Genomic DNA, 16,181 nt, shown 5'->3' on the forward strand with positions numbered 1-16,181 from the left:
GACCATATTCTGTAACGAAGTATAGCGAAAGTGCAAAGCAGGCGTAGAACGGATTGCAACCGAGCCGATGCTCGTGCACAACAGCCCGGATACATGAGGCCCGCAGTGATTGAACTTGAAAAAATAGCCTATAGCTACGGCGGCGGTGAGCTGTTGAATGATGTTTCCCTCAAACTGGCCCCGGGATCCTTTCATTTTCTGACCGGCCCGTCCGGGTCTGGGAAAACGACATTTTTGAAGCTCTGCTATGGTGCGTTGATCCCGACGGCGGGGCAGGTGCAGCTTTTCGGTAAAGATGTACGGACCATGTCTCGTGATGATCATGCGATGACTCGTCGCCAAATTGGTGTTGTGCATCAGGATTGCCAGTTCTTGGATCACTTGCCATTGCGAGAAAATGTGGCATTGCCGTTAACCGTTTCGGGACGGGACTCGCTAGAGCAGCATTCAAACTTAAAGGAACTATTGAGTTGGGTCGGTCTCGGCCACCGTGCGGATGCGTTGCCACCCGAACTCTCTGGTGGTGAGCGGCAGAGAGCGGCACTGGCGCGTGCGGTCATTATGTCGCCTGACGTTGTTCTTGCTGACGAGCCAACCGGAAATGTGGATTGGGAAATGTCCCAACGGTTGCTGCAGCTTTTGGTGGAGCTCAACAAGATGGGCAAAACCATTCTGATTGCCACGCATGATCTCAATCTGATCCGCTCCGCAAAGCATCATGTGCAAGCGCGTGTCTTGCGCATATCCGGTCGAAAATTGCAGCTGGCGGGGGCGGATCTGTGAGTAAAGCGCGTCGTCTCTCGTCTTTGGTTGTTGGTGATGTGCAAGCCGATCGTGTGGTGCCGCCCACCGGCTTTACTGCGCAGCTCACGCTTTTTGCTGCCGGTGCGATGGCATTCCTTGCGGTTTTTGCACTTGCACTTTCTCTTGCGAGCGGGCGGTTGGCTGCGCGCTGGGGCGCAGAGCTTGCCCAAAGCGCAACGCTGCGTATCTCTGCGCCCACTGAACAAGTGGATGCGCAGACGGCTGTTGCACTGTCATTGCTTGAAAGCACTCCGGGGGTCGCATCGGCAAGAGCGTTGAGTGCGGCAGAGCAGCGTGAACTGCTTGCGCCCTGGTTTGGACCTGATCTGCCAATAGACACGCTGCCAATCCCGCAATTGATCGAGATTGTAGAAACAGACGAAGGCTATGACGCAGCGGGTCTGCGCTTGCGCTTACAAGCAGAAGTTCCCGGCGCTGTGCTTGATGATCATACACGGTGGCGGCGCCCCTTGGAAAAGGCTGCAATGCGCTTGCGATTGCTTGGTTGGGTTTCGATTGTCCTGATCGGTGCTGCGATGGCCGCGATGATTACTCTTGCGGCGAATGCGGCCTTGGCCGCCAATGCACAGGTTATTTCTGTGCTTCGCCTCATTGGTGCGCAAGATGACTACATCGCTTCCGCTTTTGTGCGACGATTTGCGTTGCGGGCGCTCAGCGGGTCTGTGGTTGGAACCCTTGTGGGCGCTTTGGCAATCCTCCTATTGCCTTCCTCACAAGAAGAAGCCGGGTTTTTGACTGGTCTTGGCTTTGAGGGCGTGGGGTGGTTTTTCTTAGCGCTGATACCCTTTGTCGCCGTTGGGGTGGCCTATTTTGCAACGGGTGCTGCGGCGCGCAAAACACTGTCGGAGTTGAGCTGATGCGACTGGCAATACAATGGGTCTTGTCGATCATCTATGTCATCCAGAATGCGGTCATGATGCTGTTGATGGGGATCTTGTTTTTCCCTTGGGCACTGTTTTCGCCAAAAGGCGCAACAGCTGCATGTCGCACCTACGCGACTTGGGCTATTTGGACGGCGCGCTGGCTTGTTGGTATTCGATCTGAAGTGCGTGGACTGGTGCCCAGCGGGGCTGTTCTGATACCCGCAAAACACCAGTCATTTCTTGATATCATGATGATTTTCAAGGTGTTGCCTCAACCCAGATTCATTATGAAATACGAACTGCTGTTTACACCAATCATTGGGGTATATGCGTGGCGTCTCGGCTGTGTACCCGTTAGGCGCGGAAGACGCGGCGCGGCGATCAAGGCGATGCTGGCTGATGTCGAAAGTGGCCGTGTGCCTCCAGGCCAGCTGGCAATATACCCTCAGGGAACCCGTGTGCCTGTCGGGGAGTATGTGCCTTATAAAGTTGGCCCTTACGCTCTTTATAAAGAGACAGGCCAAACCGCTGTGCCAGTGGCGACAAACTGTGGCATGTTTTGGCCCAAGGGTACCATGTTGCGCAAACCCGGCCTTGCTGTGGTGGAATTTTTGGCGCCCATTGAGCAGGGTTTGAGCCAAAAAGAATTCATGACGCAGCTGGAAGCTGTCATTGAGGATCGCTCCAACGCGTTGATGCAAGAAGCTGGGTTTGATCTAGATACAGTACGTCGCTGATATCTCAGAGTTTGACTCGCTTTAGGACGCGCGGTGTTTTGAATTTTTGAACAAAATCGCGCGTCATAGGACGAGGCTTGGGCACCACGCGCTGCAAAAGCTATGAAGTAAAGCGCTAAAAGAAAAGGCGCCCTAAGGCGCCTTTTTTGTCTCTCTAACAAGATCTTAGCTGTGGATAGCACCGTCGCCGCAAGCCAGTGCGGCTTCGCGAACAGCTTCGGAGTAGGTCGGGTGCGCGTGGCAGGTCAGGGCGATATCCTGTGCGGATGCACCAAATTCCATCGCTACACAGATCTCATGGATCATGTCACCCGCTGCAGGGCCGATAATCGCAGCGCCAAGCACGCGGTCGGTTTCGGCATCTGCAATGAGTTTTACAAACCCATCGGCCTGATGCACGGCTTTGGCGCGGCCATTGCCCATGAAGTTGAACTTGCCAACTTTGATCTTACGGCCTTCGGCTTTTAACGCGGCTTCGGTGGCACCGACGGTGGCAACCTCTGGGGTGGTGTAAACCACACCTGGGATCACGCCGTAGTTCACATGCCCATGTTTGCCTGCGATCACCTCGGCGACGGCCATGCCTTCGTCTTCGGCTTTGTGTGCCAGCATCGGGCCTTCGATCACGTCACCAATTGCGTAGACACCGGGCACGTTTGTCGCCCAGTGGGCGTTGGTGGCGATTTGGCCGCGCTCGGTCATTTTAACGCCGATTTTGTCCAGTCCCAGGCCTTCAGAGTAAGGCTTACGACCAGTGGCAACCAGCACCACGTCTGCGTCCAGTGTTTCCTCAGTATCTGGAGATTTCTTCAGCGCGTATTTGACCTTAGCTTTGGACTTGGCTGCATCCACGCCGGACACGGCTGCGCCCATTATGAACTTGAGGCCCTGCTTTTCCAAGATGCGTTTGAAAGTGCGTTGTACGTCGGCGTCCATACCGGGGCAGACGGCCTCCATGTACTCAACAACGGTCACTTCGGAGCCGAGGCGTGCATAGACGGAGCCGAGTTCAAGACCAATCACACCTGCGCCGATCACCGTCATTTTCTTTGGGATCTTTGGCAAATCAAGTGCGCCGGTGCTGTCCACGACGACGCCTTTGTCGTTGTCGACTTCGACACCTGGCAGTGAAGATGGAACTGAGCCGGAGGCGATCACGATGTTTTTGGTTTCGTGAACGTCATCACCAATTTTGACTTTGCCGGCCTCAGGGATCGAGGCCCAGCCTTTGAGCCAGTCGATCTTGTTCTTCTTCATGAGGAACTCGACACCACCGGTGTTCTGACCAACCACTTCAGATTTATAGGTTTTCATCTGATCCCAGTCGACCTTCACGGCGCCGGTTTTCAGACCCATGCCAGCGAAGTTGTGCTCTGCCTCGTGCAGTTCATGCGTTGCGTGCAGCAGGGCTTTGGATGGGATACAGCCAACGTTCAGGCAGGTGCCGCCGAGGGTTTCGCGACCTTCTACGATGGCGGTTTTCAGGCCCAGCTGTGCGCAGCGGATCGCAGAAACATAGCCGCCGGGGCCAGCGCCGATGATGATGACGTCATAGTTTGCCATGTACGGGGTCCTTTTTAGGTTTGAGGGAACCGAGGGGGCTTCTTTGTCCAGGGTTCAAGGATTTTTGTTGCGTATCAGTTAGATAAGTGCCGCTATGAGCAGTGCCATGGTGGCAAAAAAGCCAGCCATCCAGATGACCGTTCGCCAAGGTTGCCAGCCAAGGGCGTAGGCGGGAACATAAAGCTGGCGCGCGGCCAGGTATATGGTGGCACAAGTGGCCGTAACGTTTGTGGATTGGTCGGAGATTGTGACTACGAGCGCGGCGATTGCGAAAAGCACAAGGCCCTCGGTGTGGTTGCTCAAGGCGCGGTGCATCCGACCGGACGCGCCGGGGCGTTTGCCTTCTTCATCGCGTGGTCCCATGGCCCAGTCGAGATCCATTTTTCCGTGGCTCACCGCAAGGTAAGCAAAGAACTGTAGGCCCCAAAGCAGTGCTGCATAGGTCAGAATGGTCAGTTCATAGGTCATGGAATAGCGTCTTGTGAGGGAAAAGGGACAGCGTGGTTTTGGGCAAAACACTCGTCGGTATTGCATCGGTATCGCGGCTGTATCGCATCGGTAATGCGGAGGTGCGATATCGGTGCATTTCAACGGCCCTGATTTGGGCACAGCGCTGGCTTGGCTGCATCTGGGATGCGCTTGTCTGGGAGTCTTCAGAGCTAGAAAAAGAGGCGTGCTCTTTCTCGAAGATCATCGGTTTTACCTCCTGCAAGACTTAAAGCGTTTGAATGCGCGTTTTAGCTTTGTACCAGTGGTCGAAGCTTGCGAGGCTGGAGTTTTCTCCAGCCTCGCATGTGTTTTACAGATCCATGAGCAGGCGGCGTGGATCTTCCAGTGCTTCTTTCACGCGCACGAGGAAGGTCACGGCGCCTTTGCCGTCGACGATGCGGTGGTCATAGCTGAGCGCCAGATACATCATCGGGCGGATCACCACTTGGCCGTTGATTGCCATTGGACGGTCCTGAATTTTGTGCATGCCCAGGATACCGGACTGTGGTGGGTTCAGGATCGGGGAAGACATCAGGGAGCCGTATACACCACCGTTGGAGATGGTGAAGGTGCCGCCCTGCATTTCCGCCATCGACAGTTTGCCGTCACGGGCGCGCTTGCCTTTTTCGGAAATCGCTTTTTCGATTTCAGCAAAGGACATGCTGTCCGCATCGCGGATCACAGGCACAACCAGACCTGTTGGAGTGCCAGCAGCAACGCCCATGTGTACGAAGTTCTTGTATACGATGTCGGTGCCGTCGATTTCCGCATTCACTTCTGGCACTTCTTTCAGAGCGTGGCAGCACGCTTTGGTGAAGAAGGACATGAAGCCAAGACGCACGCCGTGCTTCTTTTCGAACTGGTCTTTGTACTGGCTGCGCAGTGCCATCACCTCGGTCATGTCCACCTCGTTGTAGGTGGTCAGCATGGCGGCGGTGTTCTGGCTGTCTTTCAGACGCTTTGCGATGGTCTTACGCAGACGTGTCATTTTCACGCGCTCTTCGCGAGAGGCATCTTCTGCAGCAACAGGTGCGCGCGGTGCAGCAGCCGCGGCGGGAGCCGGAGCGGCAGCAGGGGCAAGCGCAGCTTTCATGACATCTTCTTTCATGATGCGGCCATCGCGGCCAGTGCCGGTGACAGCGGCTGGATCAATGCCTTTTTCCGCCATCAGTTTATTGGCAGAGGGGGCGTTCTCCACGTCAGAAGAGGCGGCAGGCGCCGCAGCTGGAGCGGGCGCAGGCGCGGCTGCCGCTGCGCCAGATGCGCCACCGATGATGGCGAGCTTGGCGGTGGCATCAACGGTGGTGCCTTCAGGCGCGAGGATTTCGCTCAGCACGCCTGCGGCTGGGGCTGGCACTTCTACAGAAACCTTGTCGGTTTCCAGCTCACAAAGCATTTCGTCCTGAGCAACGGTGTCACCCACGGCTTTAAACCATGTGGACACGGTGGCTTCGGTGACGGACTCGCCAAGGGTTGGAACCATGACATCCACGGCTTCCGCGCCAGATGCTGCGGGAGCGGCCGCTGCGGGTGCCGCTGCTGCGGCAGGCGCCGGAGCAGCGCCTTCGCCAGCATTGATTGTGGCCAGCAGTGCGTCAACGCCAACGGTTTCGCCTTCGCCAGCAACGATTTCGCCCAGCACACCAGCGGCTGGCGCTGGTACTTCGACGGTGACTTTGTCGGTTTCCAGCTCACACAGCATCTCATCCACCGCGACTGCATCACCCGGCTTTTTGAACCAGGTCGCGACAGTTGCCTCGGTGACGCTCTCGCCTAGGGTGGGGACTCGGACTTCGGTCATGGATTAGTTTCCTTCCATGGTAAGCGCGGCATCGACCAGCGCTGCTTGTTGTGACTTGTGTTGGCTTGCCAGACCGGTGGCGGGCGACGCGGAAGCTGCGCGGCCTGCGTAAGTCGGGCGGGTGTGTTTTGCTTTGATGCGGGTCAGTACCCATTCGATGTTGGGCTCAATGAAGCTCCAAGCACCTTGGTTCTTTGGCTCTTCCTGACACCAGACCATTTCAGCGTCTTTGAAACGCTCAAGCTCTTTGGTCAGCGAATGCGCCGGGAATGGGTAATATTGTTCGATCCGCATCAGATAGACATCATCAATGCCGCGTGCATCACGCTCTTCCAGGAGATCGTAGTAGACCTTACCGGAGCACATCACGACGCGTTTGATGTCTTTGTCTTTCTTCAGCTGGGTGTCGGAGTTGCCCTTTTCGGCGTCATCCCACAGTACGCGGTGGAAAGAGGAGCCGTTGGTGAACTCTTCCGCTTCGGAAATGCAGAGCTTGTGACGCAGCAGCGATTTTGGCGTCATCAGGATCAGCGGCTTGCGGAAGGTCCGGTGCAGCTGGCGACGCAGAATGTGGAAGTAGTTCGCTGGGGTCGAGCAGTTGGCCACGATCCAGTTGTCCCCGCCACACATCTGCAGGAAGCGTTCCAAACGCGCGGAGCTGTGCTCTGGGCCTTGGCCTTCGAAGCCGTGCGGCAGAAGGACTGTCAGGCCGGACATGCGCAGCCATTTGCTTTCGCCGGAGCTGATGAACTGGTCGAACATGATCTGCGCGCCGTTGGCGAAGTCACCGAACTGGGCTTCCCAAAGGGTCAGCGCGTTTGGTTCTGCCAGCGAATAGCCATATTCAAAGCCAAGCACCGCATATTCAGAAAGCGCGGAATCGATCACTTCGTATTGGCTTTGGCCGGCACGGATGTTGTTGAGCGGGTAGTAACGCTCTTCCGTTTCCTGGTTCACAATGCCGGAATGGCGCTGAGAGAAGGTGCCGCGAGTGGCGTCCTGACCGGCCAGACGAACTGGGTAGCCTTCGGTCATCAGAGAGCCGAAGGCCAGCGCTTCTGCGGTTGCCCAGTCAAAGCCTTTGCCGCTTTCAAACATTTTGCCGCGTGTGTCGAGAAGACGGCCCACGGTTTTGTGCAGCGGGAAGCCTTCTGGCACAGAGGTCAGCGCTTTGCCGATTTCTGCAAGGGTTTCTTCTTTGATCGAGGTCTGGCCCCGCTCGTAGTTTTCACCGCGTTTGTCGAGGTGGGACCAGCGACCATCCAGCCAGTCTGCTTTGTTGGGTTTGTAGTCTTTGCCGACTTCAAACTCTTCGTTCAGATGGGCCTGGAAGGCGGCCTTCATGTCTTCGATCTCGCCCTCTGGGATGAGGCCGTCTTTCACCAGACGTTCGGTGTAGAGGGTGAGCGTGGTTTTTTGCTTCTTAATGCGCTTGTACATCACCGGGTTGGTGAACATGGGCTCGTCGCCCTCGTTGTGACCAAAGCGGCGGTAGCAGAAGATGTCGAGCACGACGTCTTTCTGGAACTTCTGACGGAACTCGGTGGCCACTTTCGCGGCGTGGACCACAGCTTCTGGATCGTCGCCGTTGACGTGGAAGATCGGCGCCTCAACCACCAGAGCGTTGTCTGTTGGGTAAGGCGAAGACCGAGAGAAGTGCGGTGCGGTGGTGAAGCCGATCTGGTTGTTCACCACGATGTGCATGGTGCCGCCGGTTTTGTGGCCACGCAGGCCGGAGAGGGCGAAACACTCGGCCACAACACCCTGACCTGCAAAGGCCGCGTCGCCGTGCAGCAAAACAGGCATCACAGCAGTACGTTGCGCATCGTTCAGCTGATCCTGTTTTGCGCGGACCTTGCCAAGCACAACGGGGTTCACCGCCTCAAGGTGGGAGGGGTTTGCTGTCAGGGACAGGTGGACAGTGTTGCCGTCAAATTCACGGTCAGAGGAGGCGCCGAGGTGGTATTTCACGTCGCCGGAGCCGTCCACATCATCAGGTTTGAAGCTGCCGCCCTGGAATTCGTTGAAAATGGCGCGGTAAGGCTTGCGCATCACGTTGGCCAGAACAGACAGGCGGCCACGGTGGGGCATGCCGATCACGATTTCTTTGACGCCGAGGTTGCCGCCGCGCTTGATCACCTGTTCCATGGCTGGAATGAGGCTTTCGCCGCCGTCCAGACCAAAGCGCTTGGTGCCCATGTATTTCACGTGCAGGAATTTCTCAAAACCTTCCGCCTCAACCATTTTGTTCAGGATGGCTTTGCGGCCCTCACGGGTGAAGGTGATTTCTTTGTCATAACCCTCAATACGCTCTTTCAGCCAGCCCGCTTCTTCGGGGTTGGAGATGTGCATGTATTGCAGCGCGAAGGTGCCACAGTAGGTGCGCTTCACGATTGCCATGATCTGGCGCATAGTGGCGATGTCGAGCCCCAGCACCTTGTCAATGAAGATGGGGCGATCCAGATCTGCTTCTGTGAAGCCGTAGGATTTGGGATCAAGTTCTGGATGCGGCGTCTGATCCCGCATGCCCAGTGGGTCGATGTCAGCGATCAGGTGGCCGCGAATACGGTAGGCGCGGATCAGCATGAGGGCGCGGATTGAATCCAGCACCGCGCGTTTGACCGCCTCGTCTGAGACCTCAACGCCCTTTTCGGCTGCTTTGGCCTTAATTTTGTCGCCTGCCGCTTTCGCTTCGGCGGGTTCTGCCCATTCGCCGGTCAGCGAGGATGTCAGATCATCACTGGGCTGTTGTGGCCAATCGGTGCGCTGCCAGCTTGGGCCCTGGGCCTCAGCTTTGACGTCAAGCTCCGCATCGCCGAGCTGACGGAAGAATTCCTGCCAGGTCGCATCGACCGCATTTGGGTCGGCGGCGTAGCGGGCATACATCTGTTCGAGGTATTCCGCATTGTGCCCCTGCATAAAGGAAGAGGCATGGAAGATATCGTTAGGCGACTGTTCGGTCATGATGGCACCTCATGGAGACTGGGACCGGTTTTGATTTTGGCCCCAAATAGGGCATGTCGGGGTAGATGAACGCGGGAACGTTTCAAAACACTTAGCGCGGTTCGCTTTGAAACACAGAAATTCGCGTTCACCTTTCAGTTATCTGCGCGACGCTTATGCGGGACAGCGCCCGAACCTATGAGGCTCGGACGCTGAACATTTGCATATGTGCCGTGCGAGCGGACAATTTAGCCCAGCTCGATCGCTTTGAGCACAGCTTCGCCGAGGCCGGCTGGGCTGTCTGCAACGATGATGCCTGCTTCTTGCATTGCGGCGATCTTGTCTTCTGCGCCACCTTTGCCACCAGCAACAATCGCACCGGCGTGGCCCATGCGGCGGCCGGGAGGCGCTGTGCGGCCCGCGATGAAGCCAGCGGTTGGCTTCCAGCGGCCTTTCTTGCGCTCGTTGGCAAGGAAGTCTGCGGCTTCTTCTTCGGCAGAACCACCGATTTCACCGATCATGATCATGGACTGGGTCTCGTCATCAGACAGGAACATATCCAGCACGTCGATGTGCTCGGTGCCTTTGATCGGGTCGCCGCCGATGCCCACAGCAGTGGACTGACCCAGACCGATGTCTGCGGTCTGTTTCACCGCTTCGTAGGTCAGGGTGCCGGAGCGGGACACAACGCCCACAGAGCCGCGCTTGTGGATGTGGCCCGGCATGATGCCGATTTTGCAGGCGTCAGGTGTGATAACACCTGGGCAGTTTGGGCCGATCAGGCGGGAGGAAGAGTTCTCCAGCGCGCGCTGCACCTTCATCATGTCCAGCACAGGAATGCCTTCGGTGATGCAGATGATCAGTTCCATCTCCGCGTCGATCGCTTCGAGGATCGAGTCTGCCGCGAAGGGGGGCGGCACATAGATCACAGAAGCGTTGGCTTCGGTTTTTGCTTTCGCATCATGTACGGAGTCAAAGACCGGCAGGCCCAGATGCTCCATGCCACCTTTGCCCGGGGTCACGCCGCCGACCATTTTGGTGCCATATGCGATGGCTTGTTCAGAGTGGAAGGTGCCCTGAGAGCCGGTGAAGCCCTGACAGATGACCTTGGTGTTTTCGTCTACGAGGATTGCCATGGGTGTTATCCTTTCACCGCTTTGACGATTTTCTCTGCGCCGTCAGACAGGTTGTCCGCGGCGATCACGTTCAGGCCAGAGGTATTGATGATCTCCTTGCCCTGCTCCACGTTGGTGCCCTCAAGGCGCACAACCAGCGGAACTTCGAGGCCAACCTCTTTCACTGCGGCCACAACGCCCTCTGCGATCACGTCGCAGCGCATGATGCCGCCGAAGATGTTCACGAGTATGCCTTTGACGTTTTTGTCAGAGGTGATGATCTTGAACGCTTCGGTCACTTTCTCTTTGGTCGCACCGCCGCCTACGTCGAGGAAGTTGGCTGGCTCTGCGCCGTAGAGTTTGATGATGTCCATGGTGGCCATCGCGAGACCCGCGCCGTTCACCATGCAGCCGATTTCACCGTCCAGAGCGATGTAGTTCAGGTCGTACTTGGACGCCTCAAGCTCTTTGGGGTCTTCTTCGGTTTCATCGCGGAGCTCGGCCACGTCTGGGTGGCGGTAGATGGCGTTGCCGTCAAAGCCGACTTTGGCGTCGAGCACTTTGAGTTTGCCGCCTGGCATGACGATCAGAGGGTTGATCTCCAGCTGCTCCATGTCTTTTTCCATGAAGGCTTTGTAGAGAATGCCCATCAGCTTCACGCATTCTTTGACCTGTGCGCCTTCAAGGCCCAGAGCAAAGGCAACGCGGCGGCCGTGGTAGGCCTGATAGCCGGTGGCTGGGTCAACGGAGAAGGAGAGGATTTTCTCAGGAGTTGCGGCTGCAACTTCTTCGATGTCCATTCCACCCTCGGTGGAGCAAACGAAAGACACGCGGGAGGTCTGGCGATCCACGAGCAGGGCGAGATAAAGTTCGCGCTCGATGTCGGAGCCGTCTTCGATGTAGATGCGGTTGACCTGTTTGCCCGCTGGGCCAGTCTGGTGGGTCACAAGGGTGCGGCCCAGCATCTTTTTGGCTTCTTCGGCGGCTTCTTCAACCGACTTGGCAAGGCGCACACCGCCTTTTTCGCCTGCATCAGCTTCTTCAAAGGTGCCTTTGCCGCGACCACCTGCGTGGATCTGTGCTTTAACAACCCACAGTGGGCCGTCAAGTTCACCAGCGGCGGTTTTGGCGTCTTCTGCTTTCAGAACAACGCGACCTTCAGACACCGGGGCGCCGTAGGAGCGAAGCAGGGCTTTCGCCTGATATTCATGGATGTTCATAGAACTGGTCCCATCTTGCTGCGATTGGCGGCGTTTTGACACACTCCAAAGCAGTCGATAAGCAAATTCGAAAAAGAAGGTGGATTTTTCGTTATTTGTGATCACAGTTAGAAAAGCTGTGATCACAAATGCGGTTTGACCAATTCTACCGAGAACAATTTTGTTAAATTGTCAGTGAAATAAGGGGTTGGAGCAACGACTCGTATTGCAGTGCAGCGTTAACGATAACGGGCGAAGCCTTTAGATCATGTCTTATTCAGAGCGATCGGACGCGAAACTCACTGGCCAGACGAAGGTGCCGGGCTCACAGTGATTGTCAGGTCACCGTCGGTATATGCGACAGGTTGGCCGGTCTGTGCCGCTTGCGCTTGCAAGGTTTCAAACAAAGCGGGGTCGAGGGCTGGCGTGTCCCCAACGATAATATTTGTTGCGTTCGTTCGTGTGCAAGACGTCGCACCCGAGGATGTGCGGATCAGAGTTTCGCCAGATCGGCAGCCCGTAGAAACGTTTGCGCCGGTTAAAGGCGCAGATCTCTGACGAGATGTGTCGTCGTTTGGTCCAGGGGTGGTTGGCGCTTGTGTCTGTGGCCCGCTGCGGATGTTGTGGTCAGCGGTGTCACCCGGCTGGTTGCGCAGGGCGGCGGATGTGCAGCCTGCAAGGGTGATCAGTGCGCCCAGTGTTAAGCTTTTTGCGAGCGAGGTTGTCATCGTGCCTCCATGTATATGAATTCGATAGGAATATGGCACGTTTGTCAGGCGCCGTTGGAGGTGAGTTAACCCGTGTTCGGGCAAGAAGATCAATGATCTGTTGTGTGCAGGCACAAAAAAAGGGCCTGCGAAACATGTCGCAGGCCCTTTAAGTTTGTCGTCCGGCTTATGCCAGTGAGCTGTCGATGCCTTTGCAGGCGTCCACGAGGCCCTTCACAGCGTTTACGGAGGTGTCAAACATCTCTTGCTCTTCTTTGTTGAGCTTGATGTTCACCACTTTCTCAACACCGCCAGCGCCGATCACGGTTGGCACGCCAACATACATGTCTTTCACGCCGAGGTCGCCGTCACAGTAGGCGGCACATGGCAGAACGCGCTTTTGGTCTTTCAGGTAGGCTTCGGCCATTTCGATGGCGGAGGCGGCGGGTGCGTAGAACGCGGAGCCGGTTTTCAGCAGGCCAACGATTTCTGCGCCACCATCGCGGGTGCGCTGAACCATGGCGTCCAGTTTCTCCTGCGTGGTCCAGCCCATGTCGATCAGGTCTGGCAGAGGGATACCTGCAACGGTGGAGTAGCGCACGGAAGGCACCATGGTGTCGCCGTGGCCGCCCAGAACGAAGGCGGTGACGTCGCGCATGGACACGTTGAACTCTTCGGCCAGGAAGTGGCGGAAGCGTGCGCTGTCCAGAACACCTGCCATGCCGCAGACTTTGTGGGTTGGCAGGCCAGAAAATTTCTGCAGAGCCCAAACCATCGCGTCGAGCGGGTTGGTGATGCAGATCACGAATGCGTCTGGCGCGTTGTCGCGGATGCCTTCGCCTACGGACTTCATGACTTTCAGGTTGATGCCCAGAAGGTCGTCGCGGCTCATGCCTGGCTTACGGGCCACACCGGCAGTCACGATACAGACGTCTGCACCAGCGATGGCGGAGTAGTCGGATGTGCCGGACATCGCGGCGTCGATTTTCTCAACAGGGCCGGATTCCGCGATGTCGAGCGCCTTGCCCTGGGGCAGGCCGTCTGCGATGTCGAAAAGAACAACGTCGCCAAGTTCTTTGATTGCAGCGAGGTGGGCGAGGGTACCGCCGATGTTGCCTGCGCCGATGAGGGCGATCTTAGGTCTTGCCATTGGATCTGTCTCCGGTCCGGTTAAATATCGCGGGTGGCTTAAGTCGAAATCGGCTTTGACGCAAGTGTTTGCACGTGAGGTGTGTTGTTGGTTGCGCGCGGATTTGCCGTGCGGGGCGTCATCATCACAGGTAGATTCAAGTCTAAAAACTATCTCTTTGGGGCGCTTGCTTTGCGGGTATCGCTGTGGGTAGATGCGCGACAAGACAACTCTATTTAATGAGGAACGAACGCCATGACTTCGATTGCAAAAACCCTGATCTCGCTGGCTTTGGTTGGTATGACGGTCGCTGCGTGCGGTGGCGGTGGCAACAGCACGACCACTGTGAATGCGGTGACAATTGGCGATCAACTGGCTTCTTTGGAGAAGGCCTATGCTGAGGGGCTGGTATCAGACAAAGAATACAAACAGCAGCGCGAGAAAATTCTCGACGGAAAGTGATCTTTTGTATGCAAAAGTATGCTGTCAGCGTCACGTTTTGATTTTTTGGCGCTGACAGAGTGAGCGATTCCCTTGATTGATTCTCTCTTATTTATGGTCGTTGCTCCGATAGCCGTGATGTTTGCGGGTATCTCCAAAGCCGGATTTGGATCGGGTGCTGCTTTTGCAAGCGCGGTGTTGCTCGCGTTGATTCTGCCGCCCGCGCAAGCCTTGGGCCTGATGTTACCGCTCTTGATGTTGGTCGATTTGATGACACTGCGGCCTTACTGGGGGCGGTGGAGTTGGCTGGATGCAAAGGTGCTGATTTTGGGGGCACTGCCCGGAGTGGTCGCAGGCGTTGCGCTGTTCCGCGTTGCAAACGATGACGTGCTTCGCCTGCTGATCGGTGCCGTTTCACTTGCATTCGTTGCTTGGCAGCTTTGGCCGCGCAAAGCCATCGCTGCGCAATTGCCGGTTGGGGCTGGCGTGATTGCAGGGGGCGTAGCCGGTTTTACAAGTTTTGTGAGCCATGCAGGTGGACCACCGGCCGCCGTCTACCTGTTATCGCGTGGTTTGAATAAAACCAGCTATCAGGCAACCACTGTGCTGGTGTTTTGGGCGATCAATATCGCTAAGTTTGTACCCTATGCGTTTCTCGGTGTGTTCACATTGGAAACAGTCAAAGCGGGCATTTTGCTTGCACCATTTGCGTGCCTTGGTGCCTACATAGGTGTGAAAGCGCATCACGCCGTTTCAGAGCGGGTCTTCTTTTTTGTGACATATATTTTGCTGTCAGTGACCGGCGTGAAGCTGATTTATGATGCGCTTGTGTGAGACGTCTGATTTAGGCGTCGTCACCTTTCGTTGGGAGAACTTCCGCTAGCTTTTCAAAGGCTTGGCCAGTCGCCATCAAACAGGTTGCGCCATTTGGCATGGTCACCGTTATGGTCCAGCTGCCAGAGTCCTCAGAGGCAAAGATTTCCACCATGGCGCCTTGGGCTCCGAGACCAAGCGCTTGGCGGGACTCGCCGTATTTGTCGGCCAGACGTTCGACCACCTTGTCGCGTTCTGCGCAATTGCGAGAGGTTTGCGCCTCGGTCAGCGTTGCAGAGAGCGCCAATAAAGAAAGACCAGAAGTTAGGGTCAGAAGCATGGATTTCATGTGGTTTCCTTTCAGGAAAATCTTGTCACGCAGTGGGCTTTTCCCGTTGTGCGCGCCATATGTGTCTAGTTGCTTCGCCTCTTATTGTTTGTGTTGCAGCCCGTTCTGTCTGCATTCGCTCCTCCCCAGGAAGCGATGGAAACAATGTGCATCTAAACTGGTAAGCAATAAGTTAACGCCTAGGGTGAAAAGTCTTAACGGATGGGGCGGCGCCAGGTGACGGAGCGTTTTTCTGCGCTGCGGCAAGATTGCTCTTGAAGTTTTCTGAGAAAAATGCACCTGATTGCGCAACAAAATTACTGTTCCAATTTGGAGTCTGGCTATGGATCAGCGCGCGCGCCCTTATCGTTCGGTTTTGTATATACCTGGATCTAAAGATCGGGCTTTGGACAAGGCGCGTGGCTTGCCAGTCGATGCGATCATCTTTGATCTTGAAGATGCGGTTGCCCCTAACGAGAAAGAAAACGCCCGTGCCACGCTTTCTGCTGCGCTTGATCAAGGCGGGTATGGCAACCGGATGCGCATTGTAAGGATCAATGGGCTCGACACGCAGTGGGGTGCTGCAGACGCGAAAGCAGCGGCGACAATGGATTGTGATGCGGTGCTGTTGCCAAAGGTCGAAAGCCCTGCGCAATTGGATGCACTGGCCTCCTTGATTGGGGACAAGCCGATTTGGGCAATGATGGAAACGCCACGCGGCATGCTGAATGCCGCCGCTCTTGCTGCGCATCCGCAGCTGAGCGGTTTTGTGATGGGGACCAATGACTTGGCGAAAGAGTTGCAGACCCGTTTCCGCCCTGACCGTCTGCCGATGATGGCGGGGCTTGGCCTGTGCCTTCTGGCGGCGAAGGCAGAGGGTATCGTGATTGTTGACGGGGTTTACAACGCCTTCAAAGACGCCGAAGGGCTAAAGGCCGAGTGTGATCAGGGACGTGATATGGGGTTTGACGGAAAAACCCTAATCCACCCTGCACAGATCGACGTTGCCAATGCGGCTTTCGCACCTTCGGAGGCTGAGATCGATCTGGCAAAGCGGCAGATCGCAGCATTTGAGGACACAGAAGCCAGCGGGCAGGGCGTGGCCGTTGTAGATGGCAAAATCGTGGAAAACTTGCACGTGGTGACGGCGCGAGAAATCCTCGCGAAGGCGGATGCAATCGCTGAGCTGGAAGGGTAACCTTTGTCCTGACAACCAACAATCCAGCGG

The 16,181-nt window shown here is 56.3% G+C and carries 15 protein-coding genes; 6 read left to right on the forward strand and 9 right to left on the reverse strand.

The genetic code is table 11. The features are described 5' to 3' along the window. Window positions 1-105 precede the first annotated feature (105 nt). From PJL69_RS16345 to PJL69_RS16355, 3 genes are read left to right on the forward strand one after another with little or no spacing between them, the layout of a single operon-like run. Window positions 106-783, forward strand: coding sequence for a cell division ATP-binding protein FtsE (locus PJL69_RS16345; RefSeq protein ID WP_271310615.1), 678 nt, complete (start codon window positions 106-108; stop codon window positions 781-783). Then, window positions 780-1,682, forward strand: coding sequence for a cell division protein FtsX (locus PJL69_RS16350; protein ID WP_271310616.1), 903 nt, complete (start codon window positions 780-782; stop codon window positions 1,680-1,682). Before PJL69_RS16345 ends, PJL69_RS16350 begins: the two co-directional genes overlap by 4 nt. Then, window positions 1,682-2,425: a lysophospholipid acyltransferase family protein gene (locus PJL69_RS16355; protein WP_271310617.1), complete on the forward strand. Its 744-nt coding sequence runs from the start codon at window positions 1,682-1,684 to the stop codon at window positions 2,423-2,425. The genes PJL69_RS16350 and PJL69_RS16355 overlap by 1 nt, the downstream gene beginning before the upstream one ends. Window positions 2,426-2,590: 165 nt before the next feature. Here the strand turns inward: PJL69_RS16355 and lpdA are convergent, their stop codons facing one another. From lpdA to mdh, 8 genes are all read right to left on the reverse strand, one after another. Further along, window positions 2,591-3,988 (reverse strand): dihydrolipoyl dehydrogenase, encoded by a 1,398-nt coding sequence (lpdA, locus tag PJL69_RS16360; protein WP_271310618.1) that lies wholly within the window; start codon window positions 3,986-3,988, stop codon window positions 2,591-2,593. Between the two features lie 78 nt (window positions 3,989-4,066). Further along, on the reverse strand, window positions 4,067-4,456 hold the full coding sequence (locus PJL69_RS16365) for an MAPEG family protein (RefSeq protein WP_271310619.1): 390 nt from the start codon (window positions 4,454-4,456) through the stop codon (window positions 4,067-4,069). A 331-nt stretch (window positions 4,457-4,787) separates the two neighbouring features. Further along, on the reverse strand, window positions 4,788-6,278 hold the full coding sequence (odhB, locus tag PJL69_RS16370; RefSeq protein ID WP_271310620.1) for a 2-oxoglutarate dehydrogenase complex dihydrolipoyllysine-residue succinyltransferase: 1,491 nt from the start codon (window positions 6,276-6,278) through the stop codon (window positions 4,788-4,790). 3 nt (window positions 6,279-6,281) lie between these two features. Next, window positions 6,282-9,242 (reverse strand): 2-oxoglutarate dehydrogenase E1 component, encoded by a 2,961-nt coding sequence (locus PJL69_RS16375; protein ID WP_271310621.1) that lies wholly within the window; start codon window positions 9,240-9,242, stop codon window positions 6,282-6,284. A 227-nt stretch (window positions 9,243-9,469) separates the two neighbouring features. Continuing rightward, window positions 9,470-10,357 (reverse strand): succinate--CoA ligase subunit alpha, encoded by an 888-nt coding sequence (gene sucD / locus PJL69_RS16380; protein ID WP_271310622.1) that lies wholly within the window; start codon window positions 10,355-10,357, stop codon window positions 9,470-9,472. 5 nt (window positions 10,358-10,362) lie between these two features. Beyond that, the gene (gene sucC, locus PJL69_RS16385) at window positions 10,363-11,556 is read right to left on the reverse strand and encodes an ADP-forming succinate--CoA ligase subunit beta (RefSeq protein WP_271310623.1); all 1,194 of its coding nucleotides are present in this window, start codon (window positions 11,554-11,556) and stop codon (window positions 10,363-10,365) included. 278 nt (window positions 11,557-11,834) lie between these two features. Next, window positions 11,835-12,263 carry a hypothetical protein gene (locus tag PJL69_RS16390; protein ID WP_271310624.1) on the reverse strand — a complete coding sequence of 143 codons (429 nt, stop codon included), beginning with the start codon at window positions 12,261-12,263 and terminating at the stop codon, window positions 11,835-11,837. 166 nt (window positions 12,264-12,429) lie between these two features. Next, complete coding sequence (gene mdh / locus PJL69_RS16395) at window positions 12,430-13,392, reverse strand: malate dehydrogenase (protein WP_271310625.1); 963 nt, start codon at window positions 13,390-13,392, stop codon at window positions 12,430-12,432. Between the two features lie 234 nt (window positions 13,393-13,626). Between mdh and PJL69_RS16400 the strand changes: the two genes are divergently transcribed. Together PJL69_RS16400 and PJL69_RS16405 are read left to right on the forward strand one after the other, a co-directional pair. After that, window positions 13,627-13,833 carry an SHOCT domain-containing protein gene (locus tag PJL69_RS16400; RefSeq protein WP_209101083.1) on the forward strand — a complete coding sequence of 69 codons (207 nt, stop codon included), beginning with the start codon at window positions 13,627-13,629 and terminating at the stop codon, window positions 13,831-13,833. A gap of 93 nt (window positions 13,834-13,926) precedes the next feature. Next, window positions 13,927-14,646, forward strand: coding sequence for a sulfite exporter TauE/SafE family protein (locus tag PJL69_RS16405; RefSeq protein WP_271310660.1), 720 nt, complete (start codon window positions 13,927-13,929; stop codon window positions 14,644-14,646). 10 nt (window positions 14,647-14,656) lie between these two features. Here PJL69_RS16405 and PJL69_RS16410 read toward each other — a convergent pair whose 3' ends face one another. Beyond that, window positions 14,657-14,974 carry a hypothetical protein gene (locus PJL69_RS16410; protein ID WP_271310626.1) on the reverse strand — a complete coding sequence of 106 codons (318 nt, stop codon included), beginning with the start codon at window positions 14,972-14,974 and terminating at the stop codon, window positions 14,657-14,659. A 322-nt stretch (window positions 14,975-15,296) separates the two neighbouring features. On the opposite strand from PJL69_RS16410, the gene PJL69_RS16415 reads away from it, so the two are divergent. Continuing rightward, window positions 15,297-16,151, forward strand: coding sequence for an HpcH/HpaI aldolase/citrate lyase family protein (locus PJL69_RS16415; protein ID WP_271310627.1), 855 nt, complete (start codon window positions 15,297-15,299; stop codon window positions 16,149-16,151). The last annotated feature ends 30 nt before the right edge of the window (window positions 16,152-16,181 follow it).

The organism is Shimia sp. MMG029 (assembly GCF_027947445.1).
Classification (GTDB): domain Bacteria; phylum Pseudomonadota; class Alphaproteobacteria; order Rhodobacterales; family Rhodobacteraceae; genus Shimia.

What these genes read in the sequence shown, in the direction of transcription:
- PJL69_RS16355 (WP_271310617.1), top strand. Translation starts at nt 1,682, where the DNA reads ATGCGACTGGCAATACAATGGGTCTTGTCGATCATCTATGTCATCCAG.
- lpdA (WP_271310618.1), bottom strand. Translation starts at nt 3,988, where the DNA reads ATGGCAAACTATGACGTCATCATCATCGGCGCTGGCCCCGGCGGCTAT.
- PJL69_RS16365 (WP_271310619.1), bottom strand. Translation starts at nt 4,456, where the DNA reads ATGACCTATGAACTGACCATTCTGACCTATGCAGCACTGCTTTGGGGC.
- odhB (WP_271310620.1), bottom strand. Translation starts at nt 6,278, where the DNA reads ATGACCGAAGTCCGAGTCCCCACCCTAGGCGAGAGCGTCACCGAGGCA.
- PJL69_RS16375 (WP_271310621.1), bottom strand. Translation starts at nt 9,242, where the DNA reads ATGACCGAACAGTCGCCTAACGATATCTTCCATGCCTCTTCCTTTATG.
- sucD (WP_271310622.1), bottom strand. Translation starts at nt 10,357, where the DNA reads ATGGCAATCCTCGTAGACGAAAACACCAAGGTCATCTGTCAGGGCTTC.
- sucC (WP_271310623.1), bottom strand. Translation starts at nt 11,556, where the DNA reads ATGAACATCCATGAATATCAGGCGAAAGCCCTGCTTCGCTCCTACGGC.
- PJL69_RS16390 (WP_271310624.1), bottom strand. Translation starts at nt 12,263, where the DNA reads ATGACAACCTCGCTCGCAAAAAGCTTAACACTGGGCGCACTGATCACC.
- mdh (WP_271310625.1), bottom strand. Translation starts at nt 13,392, where the DNA reads ATGGCAAGACCTAAGATCGCCCTCATCGGCGCAGGCAACATCGGCGGT.
- PJL69_RS16400 (WP_209101083.1), top strand. Translation starts at nt 13,627, where the DNA reads ATGACTTCGATTGCAAAAACCCTGATCTCGCTGGCTTTGGTTGGTATG.
- PJL69_RS16405 (WP_271310660.1), top strand. Translation starts at nt 13,927, where the DNA reads ATGGTCGTTGCTCCGATAGCCGTGATGTTTGCGGGTATCTCCAAAGCC.
- PJL69_RS16410 (WP_271310626.1), bottom strand. Translation starts at nt 14,974, where the DNA reads ATGAAATCCATGCTTCTGACCCTAACTTCTGGTCTTTCTTTATTGGCG.
- PJL69_RS16415 (WP_271310627.1), top strand. Translation starts at nt 15,297, where the DNA reads ATGGATCAGCGCGCGCGCCCTTATCGTTCGGTTTTGTATATACCTGGA.